27 protein-coding genes are annotated in these 24,372 nt (G+C 36.5%); 17 read left to right on the top strand and 10 right to left on the bottom strand.

The annotated features are described in order from the left end of the window. Positions 1 to 9: 9 nt before the first annotated feature. Genes folP through ABXT51_RS07850 form a run of 3 tightly spaced genes read left to right on the top strand, consistent with a single transcriptional unit; the run spans position 10 to position 2,946 of the window. Positions 10 to 819: a dihydropteroate synthase gene (folP, locus tag ABXT51_RS07860; RefSeq protein WP_416695116.1), complete on the top strand. Its 810-nt coding sequence runs from the start codon at positions 10 to 12 to the stop codon at positions 817 to 819. Between the two features lie 2 nt (positions 820 to 821). Beyond that, on the top strand, positions 822 to 2,159 hold the full coding sequence (glmM, locus tag ABXT51_RS07855; RefSeq protein ID WP_416695114.1) for a phosphoglucosamine mutase: 1,338 nt from the start codon (positions 822 to 824) through the stop codon (positions 2,157 to 2,159). A 49-nt stretch (positions 2,160 to 2,208) separates the two neighbouring features. Beyond that, complete coding sequence (locus ABXT51_RS07850) at positions 2,209 to 2,946, top strand: sulfite exporter TauE/SafE family protein (protein WP_416695112.1); 738 nt, start codon at positions 2,209 to 2,211, stop codon at positions 2,944 to 2,946. A gap of 14 nt (positions 2,947 to 2,960) precedes the next feature. Here ABXT51_RS07850 and ABXT51_RS07845 read toward each other — a convergent pair whose 3' ends face one another. Continuing rightward, positions 2,961 to 3,425, bottom strand: coding sequence for an Lrp/AsnC family transcriptional regulator (locus ABXT51_RS07845; protein WP_271537553.1), 465 nt, complete (start codon positions 3,423 to 3,425; stop codon positions 2,961 to 2,963). A gap of 143 nt (positions 3,426 to 3,568) precedes the next feature. Between ABXT51_RS07845 and ABXT51_RS07840 the strand changes: the two genes are divergently transcribed. The 5 genes from ABXT51_RS07840 (at position 3,569) to queA (ending at position 8,405) form a co-directional block, all read left to right on the top strand. Next, positions 3,569 to 5,206: a nitrite/sulfite reductase gene (locus ABXT51_RS07840; protein WP_416695109.1), complete on the top strand. Its 1,638-nt coding sequence runs from the start codon at positions 3,569 to 3,571 to the stop codon at positions 5,204 to 5,206. After that, the gene (locus tag ABXT51_RS07835; protein WP_416651673.1) at positions 5,199 to 5,639 is read left to right on the top strand and encodes a DUF934 domain-containing protein; all 441 of its coding nucleotides are present in this window, start codon (positions 5,199 to 5,201) and stop codon (positions 5,637 to 5,639) included. Before ABXT51_RS07840 ends, ABXT51_RS07835 begins: the two co-directional genes overlap by 8 nt. A 71-nt stretch (positions 5,640 to 5,710) precedes the next feature. Next, complete coding sequence (locus tag ABXT51_RS07830; RefSeq protein WP_271537556.1) at positions 5,711 to 6,484, top strand: ferredoxin--NADP reductase; 774 nt, start codon at positions 5,711 to 5,713, stop codon at positions 6,482 to 6,484. 180 nt (positions 6,485 to 6,664) lie between these two features. Next, positions 6,665 to 7,399: an RnfABCDGE type electron transport complex subunit B gene (locus tag ABXT51_RS07825; RefSeq protein ID WP_416695106.1), complete on the top strand. Its 735-nt coding sequence runs from the start codon at positions 6,665 to 6,667 to the stop codon at positions 7,397 to 7,399. Beyond that, positions 7,386 to 8,405 carry a tRNA preQ1(34) S-adenosylmethionine ribosyltransferase-isomerase QueA gene (gene queA, locus ABXT51_RS07820; RefSeq protein WP_416695104.1) on the top strand — a complete coding sequence of 340 codons (1,020 nt, stop codon included), beginning with the start codon at positions 7,386 to 7,388 and terminating at the stop codon, positions 8,403 to 8,405. The genes ABXT51_RS07825 and queA overlap by 14 nt, the downstream gene beginning before the upstream one ends. On the opposite strand, the gene ABXT51_RS07815 is transcribed toward queA, so the two are convergent. The 3 genes from ABXT51_RS07815 to sucC are packed head-to-tail and all read right to left on the bottom strand — an operon-like array spanning position 8,397 to position 11,597. Next, positions 8,397 to 9,542, bottom strand: coding sequence for an MFS transporter (locus ABXT51_RS07815; RefSeq protein WP_416695102.1), 1,146 nt, complete (start codon positions 9,540 to 9,542; stop codon positions 8,397 to 8,399). The genes queA and ABXT51_RS07815 overlap by 9 nt on opposite strands. A 31-nt stretch (positions 9,543 to 9,573) precedes the next feature. Further along, on the bottom strand, positions 9,574 to 10,440 hold the full coding sequence (sucD, locus tag ABXT51_RS07810; RefSeq protein WP_416651666.1) for a succinate--CoA ligase subunit alpha: 867 nt from the start codon (positions 10,438 to 10,440) through the stop codon (positions 9,574 to 9,576). Then, a complete protein-coding gene (gene sucC / locus ABXT51_RS07805; protein ID WP_416695100.1) occupies positions 10,437 to 11,597 on the bottom strand; it encodes an ADP-forming succinate--CoA ligase subunit beta in 1,161 nt (386 codons plus the stop codon). The genes sucD and sucC overlap by 4 nt, the downstream gene beginning before the upstream one ends. Before the next feature lie 167 nt (positions 11,598 to 11,764). On the opposite strand from sucC, the gene efp reads away from it, so the two are divergent. From efp to ABXT51_RS07775, 6 genes are read left to right on the top strand one after another with little or no spacing between them, the layout of a single operon-like run. After that, positions 11,765 to 12,325, top strand: a complete 561-nt coding sequence (efp, locus tag ABXT51_RS07800; RefSeq protein ID WP_271537562.1) for an elongation factor P — start codon at positions 11,765 to 11,767, stop codon at positions 12,323 to 12,325. Between the two features lie 11 nt (positions 12,326 to 12,336). Then, positions 12,337 to 13,224 (top strand): EF-P lysine aminoacylase EpmA, encoded by an 888-nt coding sequence (gene epmA, locus ABXT51_RS07795; RefSeq protein WP_416651663.1) that lies wholly within the window; start codon positions 12,337 to 12,339, stop codon positions 13,222 to 13,224. 38 nt (positions 13,225 to 13,262) lie between these two features. Further along, a complete protein-coding gene (locus ABXT51_RS07790; RefSeq protein WP_271537564.1) occupies positions 13,263 to 13,712 on the top strand; it encodes a YcgN family cysteine cluster protein in 450 nt (149 codons plus the stop codon). Beyond that, positions 13,713 to 14,105 carry a DUF2914 domain-containing protein gene (locus tag ABXT51_RS07785; RefSeq protein WP_271537565.1) on the top strand — a complete coding sequence of 131 codons (393 nt, stop codon included), beginning with the start codon at positions 13,713 to 13,715 and terminating at the stop codon, positions 14,103 to 14,105. Continuing rightward, positions 14,105 to 15,301: an argininosuccinate synthase gene (locus ABXT51_RS07780; RefSeq protein WP_416695098.1), complete on the top strand. Its 1,197-nt coding sequence runs from the start codon at positions 14,105 to 14,107 to the stop codon at positions 15,299 to 15,301. Before ABXT51_RS07785 ends, ABXT51_RS07780 begins: the two co-directional genes overlap by 1 nt. Next, a complete protein-coding gene (locus ABXT51_RS07775) occupies positions 15,301 to 15,786 on the top strand; it encodes a metallophosphoesterase family protein (RefSeq protein WP_416695095.1) in 486 nt (161 codons plus the stop codon). Before ABXT51_RS07780 ends, ABXT51_RS07775 begins: the two co-directional genes overlap by 1 nt. Positions 15,787 to 15,799: 13 nt before the next feature. Here ABXT51_RS07775 and ABXT51_RS07770 read toward each other — a convergent pair whose 3' ends face one another. From ABXT51_RS07770 to sat, 6 genes are all read right to left on the bottom strand, one after another. Beyond that, on the bottom strand, positions 15,800 to 16,270 hold the full coding sequence (locus ABXT51_RS07770) for an FKBP-type peptidyl-prolyl cis-trans isomerase (RefSeq protein WP_416695093.1): 471 nt from the start codon (positions 16,268 to 16,270) through the stop codon (positions 15,800 to 15,802). A gap of 59 nt (positions 16,271 to 16,329) precedes the next feature. Continuing rightward, complete coding sequence (locus ABXT51_RS07765) at positions 16,330 to 16,680, bottom strand: hypothetical protein (RefSeq protein WP_271537958.1); 351 nt, start codon at positions 16,678 to 16,680, stop codon at positions 16,330 to 16,332. A 103-nt stretch (positions 16,681 to 16,783) separates the two neighbouring features. Continuing rightward, positions 16,784 to 18,619, bottom strand: a complete 1,836-nt coding sequence (aprA, locus tag ABXT51_RS07760) for an adenylyl-sulfate reductase subunit alpha (protein WP_416686661.1) — start codon at positions 18,617 to 18,619, stop codon at positions 16,784 to 16,786. Continuing rightward, positions 18,619 to 19,089, bottom strand: coding sequence for an adenylyl-sulfate reductase subunit beta (gene aprB / locus ABXT51_RS07755; RefSeq protein ID WP_416651654.1), 471 nt, complete (start codon positions 19,087 to 19,089; stop codon positions 18,619 to 18,621). The genes aprA and aprB overlap by 1 nt, the downstream gene beginning before the upstream one ends. Before the next feature lie 27 nt (positions 19,090 to 19,116). Beyond that, positions 19,117 to 19,911, bottom strand: a complete 795-nt coding sequence (locus tag ABXT51_RS07750) for an adenylyl-sulfate reductase (protein ID WP_416695091.1) — start codon at positions 19,909 to 19,911, stop codon at positions 19,117 to 19,119. A gap of 176 nt (positions 19,912 to 20,087) precedes the next feature. Further along, complete coding sequence (sat, locus tag ABXT51_RS07745; RefSeq protein ID WP_416695089.1) at positions 20,088 to 21,293, bottom strand: sulfate adenylyltransferase; 1,206 nt, start codon at positions 21,291 to 21,293, stop codon at positions 20,088 to 20,090. Between the two features lie 226 nt (positions 21,294 to 21,519). Between sat and ABXT51_RS07740 the strand changes: the two genes are divergently transcribed. From ABXT51_RS07740 to ABXT51_RS07730, 3 genes are all read left to right on the top strand, one after another. Beyond that, positions 21,520 to 22,194, top strand: coding sequence for an AzlC family ABC transporter permease (locus ABXT51_RS07740; protein ID WP_416695087.1), 675 nt, complete (start codon positions 21,520 to 21,522; stop codon positions 22,192 to 22,194). Continuing rightward, positions 22,187 to 22,504, top strand: a complete 318-nt coding sequence (locus tag ABXT51_RS07735; RefSeq protein WP_416695085.1) for a branched-chain amino acid transporter permease — start codon at positions 22,187 to 22,189, stop codon at positions 22,502 to 22,504. Before ABXT51_RS07740 ends, ABXT51_RS07735 begins: the two co-directional genes overlap by 8 nt. Before the next feature lie 105 nt (positions 22,505 to 22,609). Then, positions 22,610 to 24,343, top strand: a complete 1,734-nt coding sequence (locus ABXT51_RS07730; protein ID WP_416695082.1) for a SulP family inorganic anion transporter — start codon at positions 22,610 to 22,612, stop codon at positions 24,341 to 24,343. The last annotated feature ends 29 nt before the right edge of the window (positions 24,344 to 24,372 follow it).

The raw sequence follows: 24,372 nt of genomic DNA, 5'->3' as shown, positions 1-24,372 counted from the left end.
AAGGTTGTGATGATGGTAAATCAACCAATCATCATGGGCGTTTTGAATATTACACCGGACTCTTTTTCTGATGGAGGCTTGTTCTTAGATTCAGTTAGCGCCGTTTCTCAGGCCCAATTAATGGTTGAAGAAGGCGCAGGAATTATTGACATTGGTGGTGAGTCAACGAGACCAGGTGCGCCTGCAGTTTCTTCTGAAGATGAATTAAAGCGGGTTATGCCTGTAATTGAAGCTTTGAGTGGCACTATTGATGTGCCAATATCAATTGATACCTCTAAACCTATTGTTATGAAGGAGGCTTTTTCTGCAGGAGCAAGAATCATTAATGATGTTAATGCATTGAGGGCGGATGGTGCTCTCGAGATGGCAGCTAAGTTGGGAGCTGATGTCTGTCTAATGCATATGCAGGGCACTCCGAGGACTATGCAAGCCAACCCATCATATGACAATGTTGTCGATGATGTTAAAAAATTCTTTCACGAGCGAATCGCGGCATGTGAGAACGCAGGAATTCAGCTAGGCTCTATCACCATAGATCCAGGGTTTGGCTTTGGTAAGAACTTAGGTCATAATATAGCCTTACTAAAGAATCTTTCTGAGTTTCATGATTTTGGAGTTTCAATTCTAGCTGGACTCTCAAGGAAATCAATGATTGGAGCCTTATTAGGAGATAAAGATGTTGACTCGCGACTCATTGGAAGCGTCACTGCTGCGTTAATTGCAGCTGAGAATGGTGCGGATATTATTAGAGTTCATGATGTTTCAGAGACAAAGGATGCGCTCACAGTCTGGGAACAAATACAAAATTTTAGGGAGTAGTTTTGAATAATTTTTTTGGTACTGATGGAATTAGAGGAGAGGTTGGAGTAGCTCCTATAACTGCAGATTTTTTGTTAAAAGTTGGCTGGGCTGTAGGCTCGGTTTTGCGTGAAACTGAAGGTGATGCTGCAAGTGTAATTATTGGAAAAGATACAAGGGTTTCAGGGTATTTATTTGAATCTGCGCTTGAAGCTGGCTTTTTATCAGCAGGAGTCAATGTCGGCATGCTTGGGCCTATGCCTTCTCCAGCAATTGCATACCTTACTCAGGCATTTGGGGCGTCCGCAGGCGTTGTCATAAGTGCATCACATAATCCATACCAAGATAATGGCGTCAAATTCTTCTCAAGTAAAGGCGTAAAGTTTAGTAACAAAGTACAAAAAGCAATAGAAGAGAAAATTGCGAAACCCATGGTTAGTGTAGATTCTGCTTCAATTGGGAAAGCAAAGAGATACGGACAAGCAGTAGGTAGATATATTGAGTTTTGTAAATCAACATTTGATAAAAAATGTGATTTATCACATTTAAAAATTTTAATTGATTGTGCCAACGGCGCAACTTATCATATTGCTGAAGATGTTTTTAAAGAATTAGGCGCTTCAACCATAATGATTAATAACAATCCAGATGGCTATAACATTAATCGAAATTGTGGAGCAACAGATACAAAACAGCTCCAACAAGAAGTTTTAAAGCAAGATGCTAATCTTGGGATTGCTTTTGATGGTGATGGCGATAGGTTAATAATGGTTGATCACTTAGGAGAGAGGGTTGATGGTGATGAACTTGTTTATATCATTGCAAATGCCTGGAAAAACAATGGTGAGCTTAAATCCGATACAGTTGTTGGGACAAAGATGACTAATCTAGGGATGAGAAAAGCTCTTGGAGAGCTTGGACTTACTTTCATTGAGGCAGATGTTGGTGACAGGCATGTCATGGACGAGTTAATAAATAATGATGCTATTCTTGGCGGTGAGGGCTCTGGGCATATTATTTGTCTTAATAAGTCAACTTCGGGCGATGCAATAATAGCAGCTTTACAGGTATTAGAGGTTATTTCCAAGTCACAAATTAACCTTTATGATCTCAAGAGTAAGATGACAAAGTATCCTCAAGTTCTTGTAAATATTAAAATTGAAAATGATATAAATTTAAAAAATAATTCTAATCTAGTTGATGCAATAAGTCTGACTGAGTCTAAGTTATCAGATAAGGGGCGAATTCTTATCAGAAAATCAGGGACAGAGGCGTTAGTTCGAGTGATGGTTGAGTGCAATGATATAGAGTTAGCAACTGAATCCGCAAATTACTTAGCAGACGTAATTAAATCTATGTAATTACTTTGTAATTACAATTATTTTCTTCTATTAACTCCTACTTAAATTAATGATCTTTTCACCCCTAGAGTTATTAATGATTGCCATAATATTTACTTGGATTGGGTTTGTTAGGACCGGTCTTGGTTTTGGAGGTGCTGTTCTAGGCCTCCCAATTTTAATGCTCATTGGAGGCTCTCCAATAGATTGGTTGCCAATAATTGGAATACATTTATTATTTTTTTCAAGCATCACTCTTTCAAATTCCTTAAGACAGGTTGACTGGAGGTATCTGAAGAAATCTCTGCCATGGATACTTCCAGCAAAAATTATTGGTGTGATAGGTCTTTTAAATCTTCCACCAAATGTAATGACTGTAATTGTGTATTTAATTACAATTCTTTATTCATTAACTTGGATAAATAATAGTCAAATAATTTCTAAAAAGACTTGGGTAAATAATTTACTTTTATTTTTTGGTGGTTATTTATCAGGCACTTCCTTAATGGGAGGAGTCCTTCTAGTTGCGGTTTATATGAACCATATAGATTTGAAGAAACTAAGAAATACCTTGTTTGTTTTATGGTTTTTCCTAGTTTCAATAAAGATGGCGGCCTTCATGGCTGTTGGCGTATATATAGATTGGCGTTTTTCTTTAATGTTAATTCCAGTAGCTGCTCTAGGTCATTTTATTGGACTTAGAATGCATGAAAGAATGATTAAAAGTGATGCAAAATTTAAGCGCTGGATGGGCGGTGTGCTTATAATAGTTTGTATGGTTGGATTGCTGAAAGTTATAGTCCTTTAATCAATTTTTTTTGGTTACTGTCCAAGTTTAGTTAATGGTATTTCTGTAGTGCTTTTAATTTCTTCGATTGCAAAATTTGAAGTAACTTTAAGAAATTGAACTTTTTCAATTAAATTTTTATAGAAAGCGTCATAACTCTCGATGTCGCTTACCACAACTTTAAGAAGATAATCTGTCTCACCACTCATACGATAGCACTCTATAACTTCAGGTATATCTTGAATGGTTTTGGAGAAAATACTAATTCTTTCTTGATTGTGGTTGTTGACTTTGATAGAAACCATTGCAGTTACGTTGGCGCCAACTCTTTTTCGATCTACCAGTGAGACTGTTTTATTAATATAACCATTATTTTTTAATTGATTAATTCTTTTCCAGCATGGAGTGGTCGATAAGTGAACTTCTTTTGAAAGCTCCTGAATAGTTAGTTCTGCATTATGCTGGAGAAGCTCTAGTAATTTAATGTCAATAGTATCCATAATTTTATCCATTATTCATATTATTTAAAATAATATACTATAATTATAATTATATTTATAATATTATTCTTTTTTATATACTAATTCTTAATAATATAGAATATTTTACTATAATTCGCATCATATTTTCAAAAAATAGTTTAATGTACCAATATAGCACCGAAGACAGTAAATTTCTAGTTGAGCGAGTTGATCAATTTGAGAAACAATTAAAGCGCCATTTAGCTGGTGATTTGGATGATGCTAAGTTTAGAAGTCTTAGGCTTAGGAATGGACTTTATATGGAGCTTCATGCTCATATGCTTAGAGTTGCTATACCATATGGTACTCTTAGTTCTGAGCAGCTCAGATCACTTGCCAATGTGGCAGACAAATATGATAGGGGTTTTGGACACTTCACAACCCGACAAAATATTCAATTCAATTGGATAGAGCTTCCTGAAATTGCTAATTTACTGCGCGAGCTTTCAGATGCTGGCCTTCATGCAATCCAAACAAGTGGAAAAGCTACAAGGAATATAACGGCTGACCCTTTGTCTGGCTTAACAGAGGGTGAAATTGAGGACGCAAGACCTTACTGTGAATTAATACGACGCTGGTTTAATCTTCATCCAGAGTTTTCATGGCTACCTGGGAAATTTAAAATTGCTATAAATGGGGCAAAACTAGATGAAACCGCATTAAGAATTCATGACCTTGGTTTAAGGCTCGTTAGAAATGGTAAAGGCCAATTGGGCTTTAGTGTTTTTGTTGGTGGTGGACTTGGAGCGGCGGCTATGATTGCAGCAGAGACTGCGTCATTTATCCAGGTTGAAGATATTCTTAGTTATCTTGAATCTACTATGAGAATTTACAATTTAAAAGGTCGTCGTGATCATCAGAAAAAGTTGCGAATCAAGTTTTTAGTTCGTGAGCTTGGAGCAGAGGAGTTTTCTCGCTTAGTTGATGAAGACTGGCAGCAAACTAGAAATGATTCAAAGTTAAAATTAAATCTAGTTGAATTAGAGCAACTAAAAAAAGACTTTGCTTTGCCAATTAGGCCAATAGGTTTAGTTGGCTTTAAAGAAAAAGTTGACTTTAATTACAGTATTTGGAAGAAAAATAATGTTCGCAGGCATAAAGTTGATGGCTTCAGTATTGTTAATATATCGCTTACAAAGTTAGGTGCAGCTCCTGGTGATGCAACCTCTGAGCAGATGAGGCAGCTGGCAGACTTAGCTGAGACGTACAGCTCAGGTGAACTTAGAACGACCAAAAGGCAAACAATCGTTTTTCCTTATGTCAGAAAAGATCAGGTTTATAACTTATGGTGCTCTCTTGAAAAATATGGTTTAGCTAGTCCGCATCAAGGCACCCTAGCTCAGATAGTAGCCTGCCCTGGCAGAGACTATTGTGATTTAGCTAAGGCTGTTTCTATCCCAATAGCTACTAGAGTGCAGGAGCGTTTTAATGATATGAAAAAGCTACTCGACATTGGTGATTTAAATATTAATATCTCTGGATGTGAAAACTCCTGTGCCCACCATCATATAGCGGATATAGGTTTATTGGGTATGCAAAAAAATGGTGAAGAGTATTATCAAATAACTTTAGCAGGAGAGACGCTGTATGAAACTGTTATTGGAAAAAAACTAGGGCCATCAGTAAGTGGTGAAAATATTGTTGATGCTGTTGAAACTATTGTTAATGTATTCCTAAAACATCGACAAAATCAGGAGAGATTTACTGACGTCTTTAAAAGAATAGGTATTGCTCCATTTAAGGAGAAGGTATATGGGTGAAGCTTGTCAAATAGAGAGCATACTAAACAAAGATTACGAAAGTGTTGACCTTGTTTCTTTTCAAGAATGGATTGAAAATATTGAGAAGTTATCAAAACTCTCTGTAGGGGTTATTATTGCGCCTTCAGATGATGTTTTTTTAATCAAAGATTACCTTGATTCTTTAGAGTTAATAGTTCTTGATTTTAATAATTTTGATGATGGTAGAGGCTATTCTCAGGCTTATTTATTAAGAAAGAGATGGCAATTTTTAGGTGAAGTTATTGGTATTAATGCCCACCTAGATCAATTGCAATTTATGATTAGATCTGGAGTTACAAGTTATGTATTGCTTGACTCTTATATAGGATTAAATGAAGAAGATTACGCCAATGGGTTTAGTATTTGTTATCAAGAGGCCGCAAACAATTCAGGGCTTCAGCAAAAATACTAGATTAATAGTATAATTTACCCAAATTTTATATACAAAAAAGCTATGCAATTAATAAGCCAAAGAGGGAATGTATGTCGACATTGATAACTGAAAGAGTGACTCATGTCCATCACTGGAATGACACATTATTTAGCTTTCGTACTACTCGTGACCCAGGCTATCGTTTTAAGAATGGCCACTTTACAATGATTGGTCTTCCTTCTGATGGTAAGCCATTGATGCGCGCCTATAGTATAGCTAGTGCTAACTATGAGAATGAGCTTGAGTTCTATAGTATTAAAGTACAAGATGGCGCTCTTACCTCTAAGCTGCAAAACCTTGCTGTAGGCGATGAAGTTCTAGTGGGCAAGAAGTCCACAGGAACCTTAATTCCAGACAATATGCTTCCTGGACGCTACCTTTACTTGCTTTGTACTGGAACAGGTTTGGCGCCATTTATGAGCATCATTAAAGATCCAGAAATCTATGACCAATTCGACAGGGTTATCTTGGCTCATGGTGTGCGTGAAGTTTCTGAGCTGGCCTACTCTGATTTCATTGAAAATGTTTTACCAAATGATGAATATATTGGGGAAATAGTAAGGGAGAAACTGGTCTACTATCCTACAGTAACCCGTGAGCCCTTTAAAAATAATGGCCGACTAACTACACTGATGAGTTGTGGTAAGTTGTTTTTAGATTTGAAGCAGCCTCAGCCCAATTTAGTAGACGATCGATTTATGATTTGTGGAAGCCCTAGCATGCTTAAGGAGTTAGTAGATATGCTTGAATCTAAGGGCTTTATTGAGGCTCGTAATGTGGAGCCAGGCCACTTCGTTATTGAGCGTGCTTTTGTTGAATCTTGAGTCCACGCTTTATTAGGCCTAATATGAATGACAGTCTTTAAGTAAAAACTTTACCTTTCAAGTTCTGTTAAGAAAGCAAAAAATATATACTGCGTAAGTCTTTGAAGTTTCCTTTTTCAAGCGTAACTTTCATAGTCAGTAAAGACTATAAACTATATTTAGTTTAAAATTACCAGCCATATGAACGAGAATTTTTTAATCAATATTGGCTTAGGATATACTGCTAAGATCAAAGGTAGCTCGTTAGTTGATCAAATAGATGCTATCTTGCCTCAAACCCAATGTACACAGTGTGATTTTGAAGGTTGCAGGCCATACGCTGAGGCAATAGCAAATGGTGATGCTGAAATTAACCAATGTCCTCCAGGAGGACAGGAAGGGATTGATGCTTTAGCTGAGCTTCTAGGTGTTGAAGCTCTTCTTTTAAATGAAGCACATGGTGAAACAAAGCCAAAGCAAATTGCCTTGGTTGATGAAAAAGTATGCATTGGATGCACTTTGTGTATTAAAGCCTGTCCAGTGGATGCTTTTATAGGCTCATCAAAAGTTATGACACAAGTTGTTGCTGAAGAGTGTACAGGCTGTGATTTATGCCTACCAGTTTGCCCAGTAGATTGTATTGATATGATTGACATTAAGCCAAATTTTGAAATCCCTTTTGTTAATTATTATCAATTCTATAATGAGTTGTATAAAAAACAAAGCCAAGAGAGTGACCAAAGAGAAAAGGCTAGGAGGAGATTTGAGTTCCGTGAAGTGCGTTTAGAAAGAAACAAACAAGAAAGGTCTGATCTACTGGAGGCAAGGATGATTGCTCTGAAGGAGAAAATGGCAAAAGACAAGATTCAGAAAGAAAAAATTGAGGCAGCAATGAGTCGAGTTAATGCCTCAAAGGTAGACAATGAAGCTAAGTGATTTTGATTTTGACTTACCAAAGTCTTTAATTGCTCAATACCCTAGTGCAAGTAGGACTGATTCACGATTACTAGTGCTAAGAGATATAGTTGTTGACTCTACTTTTTCTCAATTAGGTAATTTTCTTAAGCCAAATGACGTACTAGTTCTTAATGATACAAAAGTTATAGCGGCTCGATTATTTGGACATAAAGATTCTGGAGGTAAGGTTGAAGTTCTAGTTGAGAGATTAATTAATGATCATGAAGCGTTAGTAATGATTAAGTCAAGTAGATCTCCAAAAATTGGAAGTTATGTAGTCCTTGAAAATAAAAGCTGCTTCAAGATATGTGATAAAAACGATGGTATTTATAAGGTTGACTTTGAGTCAGACTCTATTCTAAATATGCTTAATGAAATTGGGCATATCCCTTTGCCACCATACATTAATAGAGAGGACTCTAAAGAAGACCAGGGCAGGTATCAGACAGTATATGCTAAAAATGATGGCGCAGTTGCAGCCCCTACTGCAGGACTTCATTTTGATGAAATGTTGTTATCCAGCCTTGAAAATCAAGGTATCAGCCATACATTTGTAACATTACATGTTGGGGCTGGAACTTTTCAGCCTGTTAAGGTTGATGATATTGAGAGTCATAAAATGCACAGTGAGTATTATGAAATTTCTACTGAAACAATAGATAAGATAGAGCAAGCAAAGGCACTTGGTGGGAGAATAATTGCGGTTGGCACCACAGCTGTAAGGGCCTTAGAGTCGGCTTCAGTTAATGGCAGGCTAAAGCACCAAAAGGGAGATACAGATATTTTTATTTACCCAGGATTTAAGTTTCAAATAGTAGATGCTATGATTACAAATTTTCATTTACCAAAATCTTCACTCTTAATGTTAGTGAGTGCTTTTATAGGTTTTGAGGAAATGTTTGAGACTTATAGTCATGCTATTAAAGAAAAATATCGTTTTTTTAGCTATGGCGACGCAATGCTTTTGGAGAAAAAATCAGAGTGATTTAATAGAGAGATGCTTTGAAAGCAAAAAAATTAAGAAAGCTAAAATTGGTAACAGTAGAAAGCCGGTTTTAATTGAAGTTGCCTCAGCAATAAGGCCTACAAATAATGGGCCAAGTAGCATACCTCCATATCCAAGCGTCGCAATACTGGCAATTGCAGTGCCCTGAGATATTTCTTTGTCTTTACCAGCACGAGAAAATGCTAGAGGAATTATAACAGCAATGCCTAGCCCTATTAGGCCAAAGCCAATCATTAATGGTACGAGTGTCTTAAATGTTAGTACAATTAAAGAGCCTACTAAAGCAACTAATCCAGAATAACGTGCTGTTTTAGAGGCGCCAAACTTTAATGCAATTTTGTCACCCATAAGTCTCATTGCAAACATACAAACAGAAAAAACAGTAAATCCTATAGCCGCACTGCCATTCGAAAGATCTGCAACACTTCTAAGAAAAATAGCACTCCAATCTGCAACCATACCCTCTCCTAATGAGGCAAAAAAAGTAATGAGAGCGACAGGAAGCAAGGCTCCTTTTGGAATAGAGATAAATGGATCTTTACTGTCTTTTTCTTTCTTTTCAGAGTTGAAAGGGATAGTTACAACAGTAAGCATAACCAAGAAAATTATTATTGAAGTAATTGTAAAATGCACTGACATTCCAATTTTATAGTAAGCAGTCAATACTCCTGAGCCTGCACCAAGGCCAGCTCCCAAGCTCCACATTGCATGAAAAGACGACATTAATGGATGATTATTTTTACGCTCAACTTCCGCAGCCCAGGCGTTCATGGCTACATCATCACCTCCATGGATTGCTCCAAAGAAAATAATCGCTGCTACAAGCATCCATATTGAGTTTGCAAAAGCTATAAAGATAAGTGTAAGAGGTATTAATAGGCAAGTGGTTCTTTTTGTTACAGTTGATGCCCCATAACGATCTGCAGCTCTCCCAAAAACTGAAAATGCGACAATAGCTGATAAACCTAGAAGAAATATTAATAAACCTAAAGCAGCAGGCGATAAGTTATGAAAATCTGAAATTTCTGGAATTCGAGATGCCCATGTTCCAAATACAACACCGTTAATAGCAAAAATTACTGAAACTGCAAACCTACTATTTCTAATCACTTTCATTTAATTGACTGAAAGAAAAGACATTATATTTTTAGAGAGCTTCAAGCAAAGTTTGTCCCATTAATGCTGGGGTGGGTGCAACACTTACTCCGGCATTTTCTAGTGCTTGAATTTTACTTTTAGCATCCCCAGACCCACCGCTTATTACTGCGCCTGCATGACCCATTCTTTTTCCTTTGGGAGCGGTAAGTCCAGCAATATATGATATAACAGGTTTAGAAATATTTGACTTAATATACTCCGCAGCCTCTTCTTCAGCATTCCCACCAATCTCACCGACCATAACAATTGAATGCGTGTCATCATCTTTTTCAAACAATTTAAGGCAGTCAATAAAATTCATTCCTTGAACAGGGTCACCACCAATACCAATACAAGTGCTTTGACCAAGTCCTGCTAGAGTAGTTTGGTGAACTGCTTCATAGGTTAACGTTCCTGAACGAGAGACAATTCCAACTGAACCACTCTTGTGGATATTACCCGGCATAATGCCAAGTTTACATTCATCTGGAGTTATTACCCCTGGGCAGTTTGGTCCAATTAATGTTGATTTACTGCCTGCGATAATGGCTTTAATTTTAATCATATCTTGGACAGGAATGCCTTCAGTTATGCATGCAATTACGGGCATCTCAGCTTCAATCGCTTCGACTATAGAGGCAAATGCAAACCTTGGCGGCACATAAATCATTGTGGCATTAGCTCCTGTTTCAGCCATAGCTTGTGCAACAGAATTGAAGACTGGTTTTTCCAAGTGGGTTTGTCCACCTTTGCCAGGTGTTACGCCACCGACAAATTTTGTTCCATATGCAATGGATTGTTCAGAATGAAACGTACCTTGCTTGCCAGTAAAACCTTGACAGATTACTTTGGTTTCTTTGTTAATTAGGACACTCATTTGGCCATCTCCACAGCTTGTTTAGCAGCCTTAGTTAAGTCAGCCTCAGTAATGATATTAAAGTTACTTTTATTAAGAATTTGAAGGCCTTCTTGTGCATTTGTTCCTTCGAGTCTTACAATAATTGGAAGTGTTAATCCTACTTTCTCTATTGCTTGTAAAATACCATTTGCAATAAGATCACAGCGCACTATACCACCAAAAATATTTACTAAAATAGATTTAACATTTTCTTCACTTTGAATTATTTCAAAAGCTATTGCTACTCTATCGGCAGTTGTGCCTCCGCCTACATCTAAAAAGTTAGCTGGTGATCCACCATGATATTCTATCAAATCCATTGTCGCCATTGCTAATCCAGCACCATTTACCATACAGCCCACAGAGCCATCTAGAGAGATATAATTTAATTGATGTTCGCTAGCACTTCTTTCTTTTTCATCTTCTTGTGCAACATCTCTTAGATTAGCAATTGATTCATTTCTATAGAGAGCATTATCATCAAAATCAATTTTACCATCAAGAGCCATGATTTCATTTTGACCAGTAATAATAAGTGGGTTTATTTCAATAAGGTTGGCATCATGCTCAGTAAAAATAGCATAAAGTCCAAGAAGTGTCGAAGCAAACTCATCGTGAAGTGATAAATCTAGCCCAAGTTTTTTAGCAACATTTACACATTCTTCGACTGATAATTTACCTAGAGGATTAATTTTTTGTTTAATAATTTTATCAGGCGTTTCTGAGGCAACTTTTTCGATATCCATTCCACCTTCTGTTGAAGCGAGAATTGTGATATTTTCTGTAGCACGATCAACAAGAAGGCCCAAGTACAACTCTTTAGAAATATCTTGACCAGCCTCAATAATGACTTCATTGATAGGTTGACCATTTGCATCAGTCTGTGGAGTAATTAAATTAGTACCTATTAATTTTTTACTGGCATCAACTGCATCCTGCACTTTACTACATACAATAACACCTCCACCTTTTCCCCTGCCTCCAGCATGAACTTGAGCTTTAACAACCCAAATTGAGCCACCAAGTTTCTCACAAGCAGATTGAGTTTCATTACTATTTGAAACAACAATAAATTCAGGAACTTTAATATTATGTTTCTTAAATAAGCCTTTTGCCTGGTGTTCATGTATATGCATATAATTAAAACATTAGGGTTAAAATATGTGGAAGGGTATTTTAACATTCTTCGTTTGTTGTCTTTATTTCAAATTTTTAAATTATGAATATATTTCTTTTATAACTTATTAAAATATTCATTTATAAATTTATGCCTTTTCCCTTAAAACTTTAGGATTAAAACAATATGAATTACAGTACTAGCCAGTTTAAAAACGGTTTGAAATTGATTCTCGATGGTAATCCATGTTCAATTGTCAATAATGAAATTGTAAAGCCTGGAAAAGGACAGGCCTTTAATCGAGTTAAATTTAAAGATCTTATTACAGGTAAAACTCTTGAGAAGACATATAAATCAGGTGAGTCACTTGAGGGCGCCGATGTTATGGAGTTAGAAATGCAGTACCTTTATAGTGATGGTGAAAAATGGCATTTTATGGAGCCTGAATCATTTGAGCAATATGACTTGAGTGAAGAGTCAATGGGAAGTGCTGTAGACTATTTAGTGGAGCAAGATATTTGTACTGTGACCTTGTGGAATAATAATCCAATTACAGTCGTTCCTCCAATTCAAGTTATATTAGAAGTGATCGATACAGACCCTGGCCTTAAAGGAGATACAGCTGGAACTGGTGGTAAACCAGCAACCTTAAATACCGGTGTGGTCGTTCAGGTTCCCTTGTTTGTTGGTATTGGAGATAAGGTCAAAGTTGATACTAGAACAAATGAGTATTCAGGTCGCGCCTAATATAGGCTGACATGTCCAAAGTAAAAAAAAATCTAGTTCATTATCAAGATTTAATCATAAAAATTAGGGAATTTTTTTATTCTCGTAAGGTCACTGAAGTAAAAACTCCTTCCCTCTTGTTCTCTCCTTCAACCGATGTCTATATTGATAGCATTGAAGTGAAAGTTAATCGTGATATCTCTAGGCCAACTGATCTATATTTACATACATCTCCTGAGTTAGAAATGAAGCGACTTTTATCCAAAGGAAGCGGAGATATATTTCAAATTTGCCAAGTATATAGAGATAATGAATATGGGAGTAATAACTCTAACGAATTTACAATGCTGGAGTTCTACCGTATTGATTTCGATATGCATTCTTTGGTTGACGAAATTATAGATTTACTAAAAATGCTTGGGAAGACTGATGCTGCAATTAAAATATCATACGCACAAGCTTTTTTTGAGTATGGCAATATAGATATATTAAATGCTGATCTGGAAGACCTAAAGAAAATTGCAAATTCATTAGGTTTAAATTCAGATTATGACTGGATTGAGGATCTTCAAACGCTTCTTTTTGTGCATCTCATTGAGCCAAAGATAAGTCAAATCCCTATTTGCTTTATTTATGATTACCCTAAAGAGCAGTCAGCACTTGCAAAAATTGATGGCCCTATCGCCCATCGCTTTGAATTGTATATAAATGGTATTGAAATTGCTAATGGTTATGAAGAAATACAATCTGCTGATGAATATCGAGATCGATTTAATAACGAGTTATATAAAAGAAAAATGATTGAAAAGAAAAAGTTATTAGTTGATGAGGAGTTTTTGAGAGATATAAAAGTTGGCCTTCCACATTGTTCTGGCGTAGCTATTGGAATTGAAAGATTATTTTCTTCAATAAGTTTATAATTATTGTATCGACTAGCAATGGTAATTTATAAAAAACTTTGGAAAATTTAGATAAACCTTTCTGGAAAAATAAAACTTTATCTCAGATGAGTTCTAAGGAGTGGGAGTCGCTCTGTGATGGCTGTGGAAGATGCTGCTTACATAAGCTGGAAGATGAGGATTCTGGAAAGATCTACTTTACAGATGTCGCCTGTCATTATTTAGATGAAGAGGAGTGCTCTTGTCCACACTACGACAACCGTCAGAAATATGTTCCAGACTGCTTAAGTATTAAGCCAGATTGGGGAAAAAAGTTTAATTGGCTTCCAAGTACATGTGCATATCGACTACTATACGAAGGGAAAGAGTTACCTATGTGGCACCCACTAATAAGTGGGGATAAGAATAGTGTTCATTTGGCAGGTATTTCTGTAAGAGGAAGAACGTATAGAGATAATGAAGTTTCAAAAGATCTTTTATTTGAACATATTATAAATTGGGTGGATTAAATGAAAAAATTAACCGTATTAATTCTCAGTGTATTTTTATTTTCTAATGTATTTGCAAATGAATGGCCACATCAAAATATTTCTAATGCAGAATTTGCGACAGAGATTGTAGACAGAGAGCCCTTTAATATTGTTGGAGAGCTTGACAATTCTTTGGGTAAAATCTATTTTTTTACAAACATTCGTAATCTTCAAGGTACAAGTGTTAAGCATCGCTGGATATATAATAATAAAGTGATGGCCGATGTTATTTTTGATATTAATGGTCCTCGTTGGAGGGTTTGGTCATCAAAAAATCTTTGGCATACCTGGACAGGAAAATGGATAGTCGAAGTCGTTACTTCTGAAAATGAAGTGCTTTATAAAAAAGAATTTAACTACATAGAAAAATAATGAATAAAGTCGTATTAGCATACTCGGGTGGATTAGATACTAGCATTATTGCTAAATGGTTACATGAAACATATGACTGTGAAGTAGTAACCTTTACAGCAGATATTGGTCAGGGTGAAGAAGTTGAACCAGCTCGTCTTAAAGCTAAAGCCATGGGGATAAAGGAAATTTATATCGAAGATTTACGTGAAGAGTTTGCACGTGATTTTGTTTTTCCAATGTTTCGAGCAAATGCTATTTATGAAGGGGAGTATCTTTTAGGCACGTCTATTGCACGACCTTTAATCTCTAAACGGCTGGTTGAAATTGCCAAAGAGGTTGGTGCAGATGCAATCTCTCATGGAGCAACAGGAAAAGGCAATGATCAAGTAAGGTTTGAGCTAAGTGCATATGCTATGAATGCAGAAATTAAGATTATTGCACCTTGGCGTGAATGGGATCTATCTTCTCGTGAGAGCTTAATGAAATATGCTGAAGAGCATAATATTGAAGTAGACTATAAAAAACAATCAAAGAAATCACCATACTCAATGGACGCTAATCTACTTCATATTTCTTATGAGGGTGACTTGCTTGAGGATCCATGGCAGGAAGCAGAGGATGAAATGTGGCGCTGGACAGTCTCCCCTGAAGAGGCTCCAGATCGTGCTGAATATATTGAGTTAACTTATGAAAAAGGTGACATCATTGCTATAAATGGCGAATCAATGTCGCCAGCTCAAGTCATGGAAGAACTCAACAAACTAGGTGGTGCGCATGGGATTGGTAGGCTTGATATTGTAGAGAATCGTTTTGTTGGCATGAAGTCTCGTGGATGTTATGAAACACCCGCTGGTACGATTATGTTAAGAGCTCATCGTGCTATCGAATCACTTACTTTAGATAGAGAAGCTGCACATCTTAAAGATGAGTTAATGCCAAAGTATGCCAAGCTTATTTATAATGGTTTTTGGTTTGCACCAGAGCGTGAAATGCTGCAAGCAGCAATTGATGCCTCGCAAGAAAATGTTAGTGGAGTAGTTAGGCTGAAACTATATAAAGGCAATACCTCAGTAGTTGGTCGTAAATCAGATAATAGCTTATTTAGTGAAAAAATTGCAACCTTTGAAGATGATGGTGGAGCATACGATCAGAAAGATGCTGAGGGCTTCATCAAACTTAATGCACTTCGATTGAGACTAAAGTCACTCCAATAGTGATAAAAATTGGCATCCTGTCAGATACTCATGGAACAATTCATCCAGGTGTAATAGACCTTATGAATGATTGTGACTTTGTCATTCATGCAGGGGATATCATAGAGGAAAGTTCTTTGTCTGCATTAAATCCAAAGCAAAAAATGATTGCCGTAAAGGGTAACAATGATCAGCATATATTTTCTTTTAGTGAGGTTGAGTTAGTAGAGTTTCCTGGAGGCAGCATAGCAATAGAGCATGGCCATTTACATGGACATGTTCAGCCAAGTCATGATTCTTTGAGGGCTACTTACCCAGATTCAAGGGTCATCATATATGGGCATACTCATAAACAAGTTATTGATAATCAGCAAACACCTTGGGTTATAAACCCAGGCTCTGCTGGAAAGATCCGAAATTATGGGGCTGCGAGATGTCTAACGCTGACTATTGAAAGTCAAAAAGAATGGAATATTGAGCAACACATCTATGACGATATTTTTTAAAAATTAACTATATTTAATCTAACTTTCCACCCTCAATGATTTCATCAGCAGTTGCTTCACGAATTGATAAAATTTCTACATAAAAAATAATATCTTTGCCCGCAAGGGGATGATTGCCATCAATTGTGAGCTTCCCATCTTCAATACTTGAAACTATGAAATCTTTAGTACCACCTTTATCATTTTGCATAGTAACAGATGCTCCAATAAATCTATATTCCATTGGAACATTATTGATATCATCTGTAAAAATTAGTTCATCAGCCTTTTTTCCAAAGGCATCTTCTGCTTTCAGTAAAATCTCTACTTCATCACCAACACACTTACCTTCAAGCTCTTTGGTTACCTGATTGAACAATAATGAATTATCTCCCTGAACATACCCTAATGGCTCTTCGACCTGCTCTATAACTTCGCCATTAGATTGATCTATGATTCTGTAAGTTAGTTCAACAAATTTGTTTATGGAGATTGTTTCGCTCATATTTCTAATAGTGTAATAGATTGAGTATTCAGATTCGAATTCAATAATTTAAAGAAGTATTAAAAAATAGTTGCACCAAATATTTTGACTTCAGAGTCCTGAATACCCAGAACAAGTCGACCTAAAAATTCTCCAGGAACCTCATCACTAGTTTGCTTATATAGAATTGAAACATGATCACCTCTTCTAAGGCAGCCTAAGAACTCTCTTTCAACTGATAAGCTTGATAACATTTTATTTTTTGTCCACTGCTTTCCCATTTCAATCTCATTTGCACCCATCAACATTTCTTTTGAAAAGTGTTTAATAAAGCCTAGGTAATCTCGTTTATTTGATGATGCAACTAACTCATCCATCAATGGGTCTGCAATTTCAAGTATTTCTTCGTTAGTTTTCTCAAGAAGATTCATTTAGTTCACCTAGTAGTTTTTAAGTTTGGATTGTATGATAATCTAATAGCATTATTATTGGGGCCTCAAATTGAGACCCCAGTTCTAGATACTTTAAATCTGATTAATCAACTATATGATAAAGGGGCGCTTTTTCCATAGTCCATTTAGCAGTTTTTGGATCACGTCTAGAAACAGTTAGGCAATGCCAATTCTCATCATCTAATTTCATGTGATCGCCTCTATAGTAATAACCTGGCCAGCGCGTTTCTTCACGAAATAATGTATGCTGTGCAACACATTCTGAAGTAATTGTGCGATGTCTTAATTCCCAACCACGCATAAGCTGATGAAGATCTTCAGCGCCTATATGCTCAAGATCTTCTTGCAATATTTCTAAGAGCTCAATACATTTTGTAAGTAGGTTTCCATTCGTCATATAGTTAACACCAATACCACCACAATATTCATCCATAATTTTCTCAAGGCGTTGGAGCCCTTGAATAGGTAATATATAGCTTGGCGACACTGTGCCAGCAGTAATTTCATTACGACCTACTGTATAGTTTTCTAATGGCTTATAAATAATCTCTTTCAGATCATCACACTGTTTATTACTAACTTGAATCTTATCATCACCCATATCTTGGATATATTTAACGGCTGCTTTTGCAGCTATCCTTCCTTCAGTAAACGAGCCTGAAGAAAATTTATGTGCAGTTCCACCAACAGTATCACCAGCACCAAAGAGGCCTTCAACAGTCAGCATTCGGTTGTATCCCCAGAAATACTCAGGCGGGGAAATGTCTTCAGGACCACTGACCCATGCACCAGAACAAGTAGCATGAGAGCCCATTACGTAGGGTTCAGATGTAGTTAATTCAGGATTAGTATATTTAGGATCAATATTTTGAGAGGCCCAAACAACTGCTTGACCGACAGTCATTCCTAGGAAGTTTTCCCATCCAATTACTTCTAGATGCGGATCTTGAAAAGCTTCCATGGTGACCATGTGAATTGGTCCTCTACCAGCTTTAACTTCTTCTATAAACGCATGGTTACGTAAACATGTCGGCGTCGGAGTATGATCAATATATTCACCAACCATAGCTTTAGTGTGTTCATACCACTTAGATTCGTACTCTTCACCGTAAGTATTTTGAGTATATGTTTTGAGGTGGAGAAAATATGCACCAACTGGCCCATAACCATCTTTAAATCGGGTTAACACAATTCGGTTTTCCATTTGTGTCATCTTAGCGCCCACCTGAATTGGAAGCGCATAGGCTGACCCACTACTCCATGGAGCATACCAAGTCCTTCCCATTCCTTCACCTACTGAACGAGGCTTAAAGATATGAGAGGCACCACCTGCTCCTACAATTACTGCTTTGGCACGGAAAACATGATAATCACCAGTACGGCAATTAAAGCCAACTGCTCCACCAACTCTATTTTCCTTAGCCTCATCCATTAAAAGATGCGTAATCATAATTCGGTTATAAATTTTGTCTACTGACTTGCGAGCCGCTTCTGCAACGATAGGTTTGTAGCTTTCACCGTGAATCATTATTTGCCATTTACCTTCGCGCTGGTAACGACCAGTCTCTTCATTTCTCATAATGGGTAGGCCCCATTCTTCAAATTTGTGAACGGCAGAGTCAACATGTCGAGCCATATCAAAAGCAAGGTCCTCACGAACTAAACCCATCAAGTCATTACGTGCATATCGAACATGGTCTTCGGGTTGGTTTTCATCCCACTGCATTCCCATATAGCAGTTGATCGCATAAAGGCCTTGAGCTACTGCACCACTTCGATCAATGTTTGCCTTTTCGGCACATATAATTCTCATATCACGGCCCCAATATCTAGCCTCATAAGAAGCACCAGTTCCAGCCATACCACCACCAACAACTAATATATCACAGTCTTCCCAAACAGTTTTTCTCTTAGCCATTAGTAGTAAACTCCCTCTTTTAGCTTATCTTTATTTATTACGGGTAATCCAGTTTCAATGTTAAGAGCATCTGGCTCAAAACATAAAAGTTGTGAATCAAGTGCTGCTTGATCAGGAACTTCTAAGTCCGCAAGTTTTGGAATTTTTTCACCCCATGGTTGCGTAGTAATTGGAGAAACAAAGTTTTTCTCACGACCATCTCTAAATTTAATTTTCCAAGAGATAGTTCCTTTTTCTTCTTCACGAAGAACTCTTACGCTATGGCCCATTGGAGCAAAGTCAGCATAACCTCTTACATCAATTGCATTTTGAGGGCATGCTTTAACACACGAGTAACACTCCCAGCAAAAGTTTGGCTCAATATTGACTGCACGTCGAATAGTCTTGTCAATGTGCATAATGTCAGATGGACAGATATCTACACAGTGTCCACAGCCATCGCATCTAGTCATGTATACAAAAGTTGGCATAATATTTTCTCCGAAAATTAGTTATTATTAGTAATGTCTTGGCGCTTCGCGCTCAATTCCAAGGCCAAATTTCTTTGGCATATCAGCAGGCTCTGGAAGGTTCTCTCTTGAACCGTCAGCTTTAGTAACTCGTTTTTGAAAAGCTGCAGCAGGCTTATAAAACATGTGGGCAAATTTTGACCATAAGACACCACCAAATAGAACAGTGCTAGCCCCAATGAATAGCCCAAAAAATAGAGTTTGCCAGATATTAATTCCATTGGACTGCATGTAAGACCATAGGAGCGCAAAAGTAGACATAGCTAAGAGCGATAGAACAAATAAGTCTGCCCTAATTACTCTGTACCACTTATTGCCTTCAGCTGCAACATCAACTCTTATAAAGAACCAAAACCAATAACCACCAACACAAAGCATAGCTGCACCTAAATGCCATGCTAATGGCCAAATTAAAGGAGTCATTGTGTTAGGAGTTGAGTAAGAAAAAATCATTACAACTGTCGCAACGACAAAAATGATAAATCCATACATTGTCAGAAGGTGAGCCAATCTTCTTCTAGTACTGCAAAATTCTGAAGAGGTTAAGATTTCATTGGTTGCAGTTTTAAAAGCAATAGAAACTTTTTCTCCAGAGCCTACGTTTCTAGTTGCAGATTTTTTTGCTTTAACTGAGTTGTTGAAGAAATACTTAGCACTCTTTTTATGAACCACATCAAAAAGCGTGGCACCTATAACAAGAACAAACATTGTAATTACATAAGTTTGCATTACAAAAGATGGAATAAATGCTGAAATTTCAGAAAATGGGTTAATAGATATCATATTATATTTTTCCTTTTTTTTGTTGTATTATGGAGGCCCTTATCCATAATAAATTCACTATATTTCCGAGCATGAGATTGTAGAATATTTGCGCATTTGTAATTCAATTTTTATAGAACCAGAAAACTCATAACTAATAGACCAGGATTGTTGATTAAATTTAATTTCATCTTCATCTATTTCGCAGAATGCCCTTTAAGCTCAACTTTTACTTTGTCACTTTCTTTAATTTTAGAATAGTACTTACGAAGAATTTCAACAACTTCAGGTCTTGAAAAATTATCAGGAACTTCTAGGTTTTCACTAAGAAGATGTCTTAATTTAGAGCCTGAAAGCATTAGTCTGTCTTCCTGATCATGTGGGCAAGTTTTCATGCTTGACATTCCAGCACATTTTTCACACCAAAATGTCCAATCAATCTTTAAGGGCTTAGTAGCCAGGCCATTGTCAATTTCATCAAAAATATTGTGAGCATCAAATGGTCCATAATAATCTCCAACACCCGCATGATCGCGTCCTACTATAAGATGAGAGCACCCATAATTCTGTCTGAATAGCGCATGAAGTAATGCCTCCCTTGGACCAGCGTATCTCATGTCCAATGGGTACCCCGATTGGAGAACAGTGTTATCTACAAAGTAATTTTCAATTAATGCTGAAATAGATTTGGAGCGAACATCAGCAGGAATGTCACCTGGCTTTAGTTCTCCTAAAGTTGAATGAATCATTACTCCATCGCATATCTCTATAGCAATTTTAGCTAAATACTCATGCGAGCGATGCATAGGGTTACGAGTTTGAAATGCAGCTATAGTAGACCATTCTTTTTTTACAAAGTATGCACGTGTTTCAGAAGGTGTCATGTAAAGGTCACCATATTGATTTGGAAATCCTCCATCTGATAAAACTTTTACAGCTCCAGCAAGATTGTATTTACCTTGGGCCATTACTAAGGCAACACCAGGATGTTTTATGTCGCTAGTCTTGAATACTTCGTTGCACTCTAGCTCTTTGTCAATTAAGTATTTTTCAGAAATAAGCATTGTAGCGATAACTGCATTATTTTTTTCGTACACAATAGCAACTTCCTGCCCAACTTTTAAATCTTCATTATCAGTAGAAAGTGTTATTGGGATAGGCCAAAAAGTTCCATTGTCCAATGCCATATTTTTACACACACTTAGCCAGTCAGCTTTTCCCATGAAACCTTCAAGAGGAGTAAAACCACCAATACCAAGCATGATCAAATCACCAAACTCTCTTGATGAACAAAACAATTTATCCATTGAGTCTGTTTTTTTCAGCTCTGAATTTAATGTATCTCCTCCTAAGGCGAGGATTTTGAGTTCATTACTTGCGTGGGGCGGCACTAATTGAGACATAAATTAATTATTTTTTTAAATAGTTTTAATAGATTTTTAGAACTCATATATATGAGTTATCAATATGTTATTATAGATTTAATTGTTTAAATATGTCAATTAAAACTTGACGTCTTTGGCAATCATTTGTTAGTATAAAAAGTATACATGAATTAATATATATCTTTTATTTTTTTCTGATTAATTAAACACTTCAATCTCTTTTTAAATTATTAAAATTGTGCCAATGATTCGTTCTGCCTTAACAATATCGCTACCAATTCTATTTGGTTTTGTACCTTTAGGGATTGCATTCGGTCTTCTTTTCCAGGAGCTCGGTTACCCATGGTATTTCGCATCCTTGATGGCCATCTTTGTATATGCAGGGGCTGCTCAGTTTATGGCAATTGGACTTCTCTCTTCTGGAATAGGTTTGTTAGAAATTGCAATTTCAACATTTTTCTTAAACTCAAGACATATGTTCTATGGCCTAGCTTTTCTTGAAAGTTTTGGTAATTGGAATCTTAGAAAGTTATATTTAATATTTGGTCTAACGGATGAGACTTATGCGCTCATGACTACAATTAAGGTTCCTAAAAACTTTACTAAGGAGCGTTATTATTTCTTCATAACTTTATTTGCCCAATTATATTGGGTGCTGGGATGTACTATTGGCGCCTTAACAGCAAATGCTTTGTCATTCAATACGAATGGAATGGAGTTTGCAGCGACTGCTTTGTTTGTGGTGTTGCTAATTGAGCAGTGGGTGAAGGTGAAGAGGTTGCTGCCGTTTGTCATCGCATTCATCGCATCTACTATTGCTTTATTATTTTTTATAAAACATATGCTTTTGGTTGCCATTATTCTTTCAATCGCATCAATAGTTTTATTGCGATTAATCAAAATACAGTCCAATGAATGAAATAAATTATCTTCTAGCTGCTATGCTTTTGATGACAGTGGCAACTTATATTACAAGGCTGACGCCATTTTTACTTTTTAGTAAAGGCCAAGAGAGCTCATTGTTTAATTACATTTCTAAAAGCACACCGCCAATGGTGATGACAATACTTGTGATTTATATGCTAAAGGATGTTGAGTACTTAACATTTGAAATTGTCTATACATTTATTGCATTGCTAGTAACTGCTGGACTTCATATTTATAAAAGAAACGCTCTGTTAAGTATTGTTAGCGGAACGATTGTTTATATGATCTTTGTGCAAACTTAGTATAACTTAATATTATTAAATATTACCTGAGATCTTTGAGTACATATGAATTACTATATAATCTGACACCCATTAATAAACGACTCATTTTAAACTTATAATTTTATGTTTCAATTAGCCAAAATTTTCCCTTTTATAGTATGGTTTAGACTGACCACTATAGAGACAATTAAGGCTGATTTTTTTGCAGGATTGACAGGCGCTATTATTGTCCTTCCTCAAAGTGTTGCCTTTGCAACAATTGCAGGAATGCCACCAGAATATGGCCTTTATACAGCAATGGTTATTCCTATAGTTGCTGCACTTTTTGGCTCGTCTTTCCATTTAGTTTCTGGCCCAACCACAGCTATTTCAATTGTTGTTTTTGCAGCAGTCAGTAAGTATGCTGAACCTGGCAGCTCAGAATTTGTATCGCTAGCTTTGACGCTGACCTTTTTGGCGGGAGTGTACCAACTAGTTTTTGGACTTGCTAAATTTGGTATGTTAGTAAATTTTGTTTCTCATAATGTTGTCATCGGTTTTACAGCTGGCGCAGCGCTATTGATTGCAAGCAGTCAAATCCCCTATATTGTAGGTATTGATATCCCCAGAGGAGAGGATTTTCTTAACACTTGGTTTGATATTTATATGGGAGTTGGGGAATTTAATATCTATCTTTTAATTGTTGGTCTTGGGACTTTAGTAACTGCGATAGTTGTTAAAATTTTAAAACCAAAATTTCCTAATTTATTAATTGGTATGCTTGTTGGTGGGCTACTGGCTTTTTACTTGGGCGGCTTTACTGACAGCATTAAAACTGTCGGAGTAATGCCGGCTTACTTTCCTCCATTATCAACGCCTGACTTTTCGTTAAACTCATTAAAGGCACTTGCACCAGAGGCATTTGCAATTGCACTTTTAGGTCTTATTGAGGCTTCATCAATTGGAAGGTCGATTGCTACTAAATCAAATCAAAGGATTAATGCGAATCAGGAGTTTATTGGTCAGGGAACTTCAAATATTGTAGGAAGCTTTTTCTCAAGTTATGCATCTTCTGGATCTTTTACAAGGTCAGGTGTTAATTTTGAATCTGGAGCAAGAACCCCTTTGTCTGCAATTCTTGCAGCACTTTTTCTAATGGCAATTGTGTTTTTAGTTGCACCACTAATTTCGTATTTACCCCTTGCAGCAATGGCAGGAGTTATCCTTCTTGTTGCATATAATCTCATAGATTTTAAGAATATTAAAAAAACGTTTACGTACAGCAAATCAGAGAGCGTTATTTTTACTGCGACATTTCTAGCAACTCTATTATTTGAGCTAGAGTTTGCGATATATCTTGGAGTGCTATTATCATTAATGCTCTTTATTGCCAAGACATCCACTCCAGATGTTCATACGCTAGCGTTTGGAACTCCTCCAGGGGAGGGCGATAGAAGGTTGCAAAGTATTAGAAAGGCGCCCTTAGTGCAATGCCCGCAGCTCAAGATAATTCGTATTGATATGTCAATATATTTTGGATCAATAAACCACATTCAAAAACAAATAAGTCAGATTGTTGATAATCAGAGAATTTATCACATTTTGATTGTTGCAAGTGGCGTTAACTTTATTGATCTAGCTGGCATAGAGGCCCTTCTAATTGAAAATAAACGTTTAAAAGCTCAGAATGGTAGTTTATATTTTGTTGCTGTGAAATCTACAGCCTTTGAGTTTATGGAAAAAGTAAATTTTGTTAATGAGATTGGCAGAGATAACTTTTTTGATTCAAAAGCAGAGGCCATTAATGTTTTATATGACCGGCTTGATAAGAGTAAATGCGAAAAGTGCCAAGCACTAGTTTTTAAAGAATGTAATTAATTGATTTCTCCAATAAAAAAGCTCGATTT

Source organism: Candidatus Pseudothioglobus sp. Uisw_050_01, from assembly GCF_048085775.1.
Taxonomy (GTDB): Bacteria; Pseudomonadota; Gammaproteobacteria; order PS1; family Pseudothioglobaceae; genus Pseudothioglobus.
The sequence above is the reverse complement of the archived record's forward strand: the minus strand, read 5'-3'. Positions and strand labels throughout refer to the sequence as shown.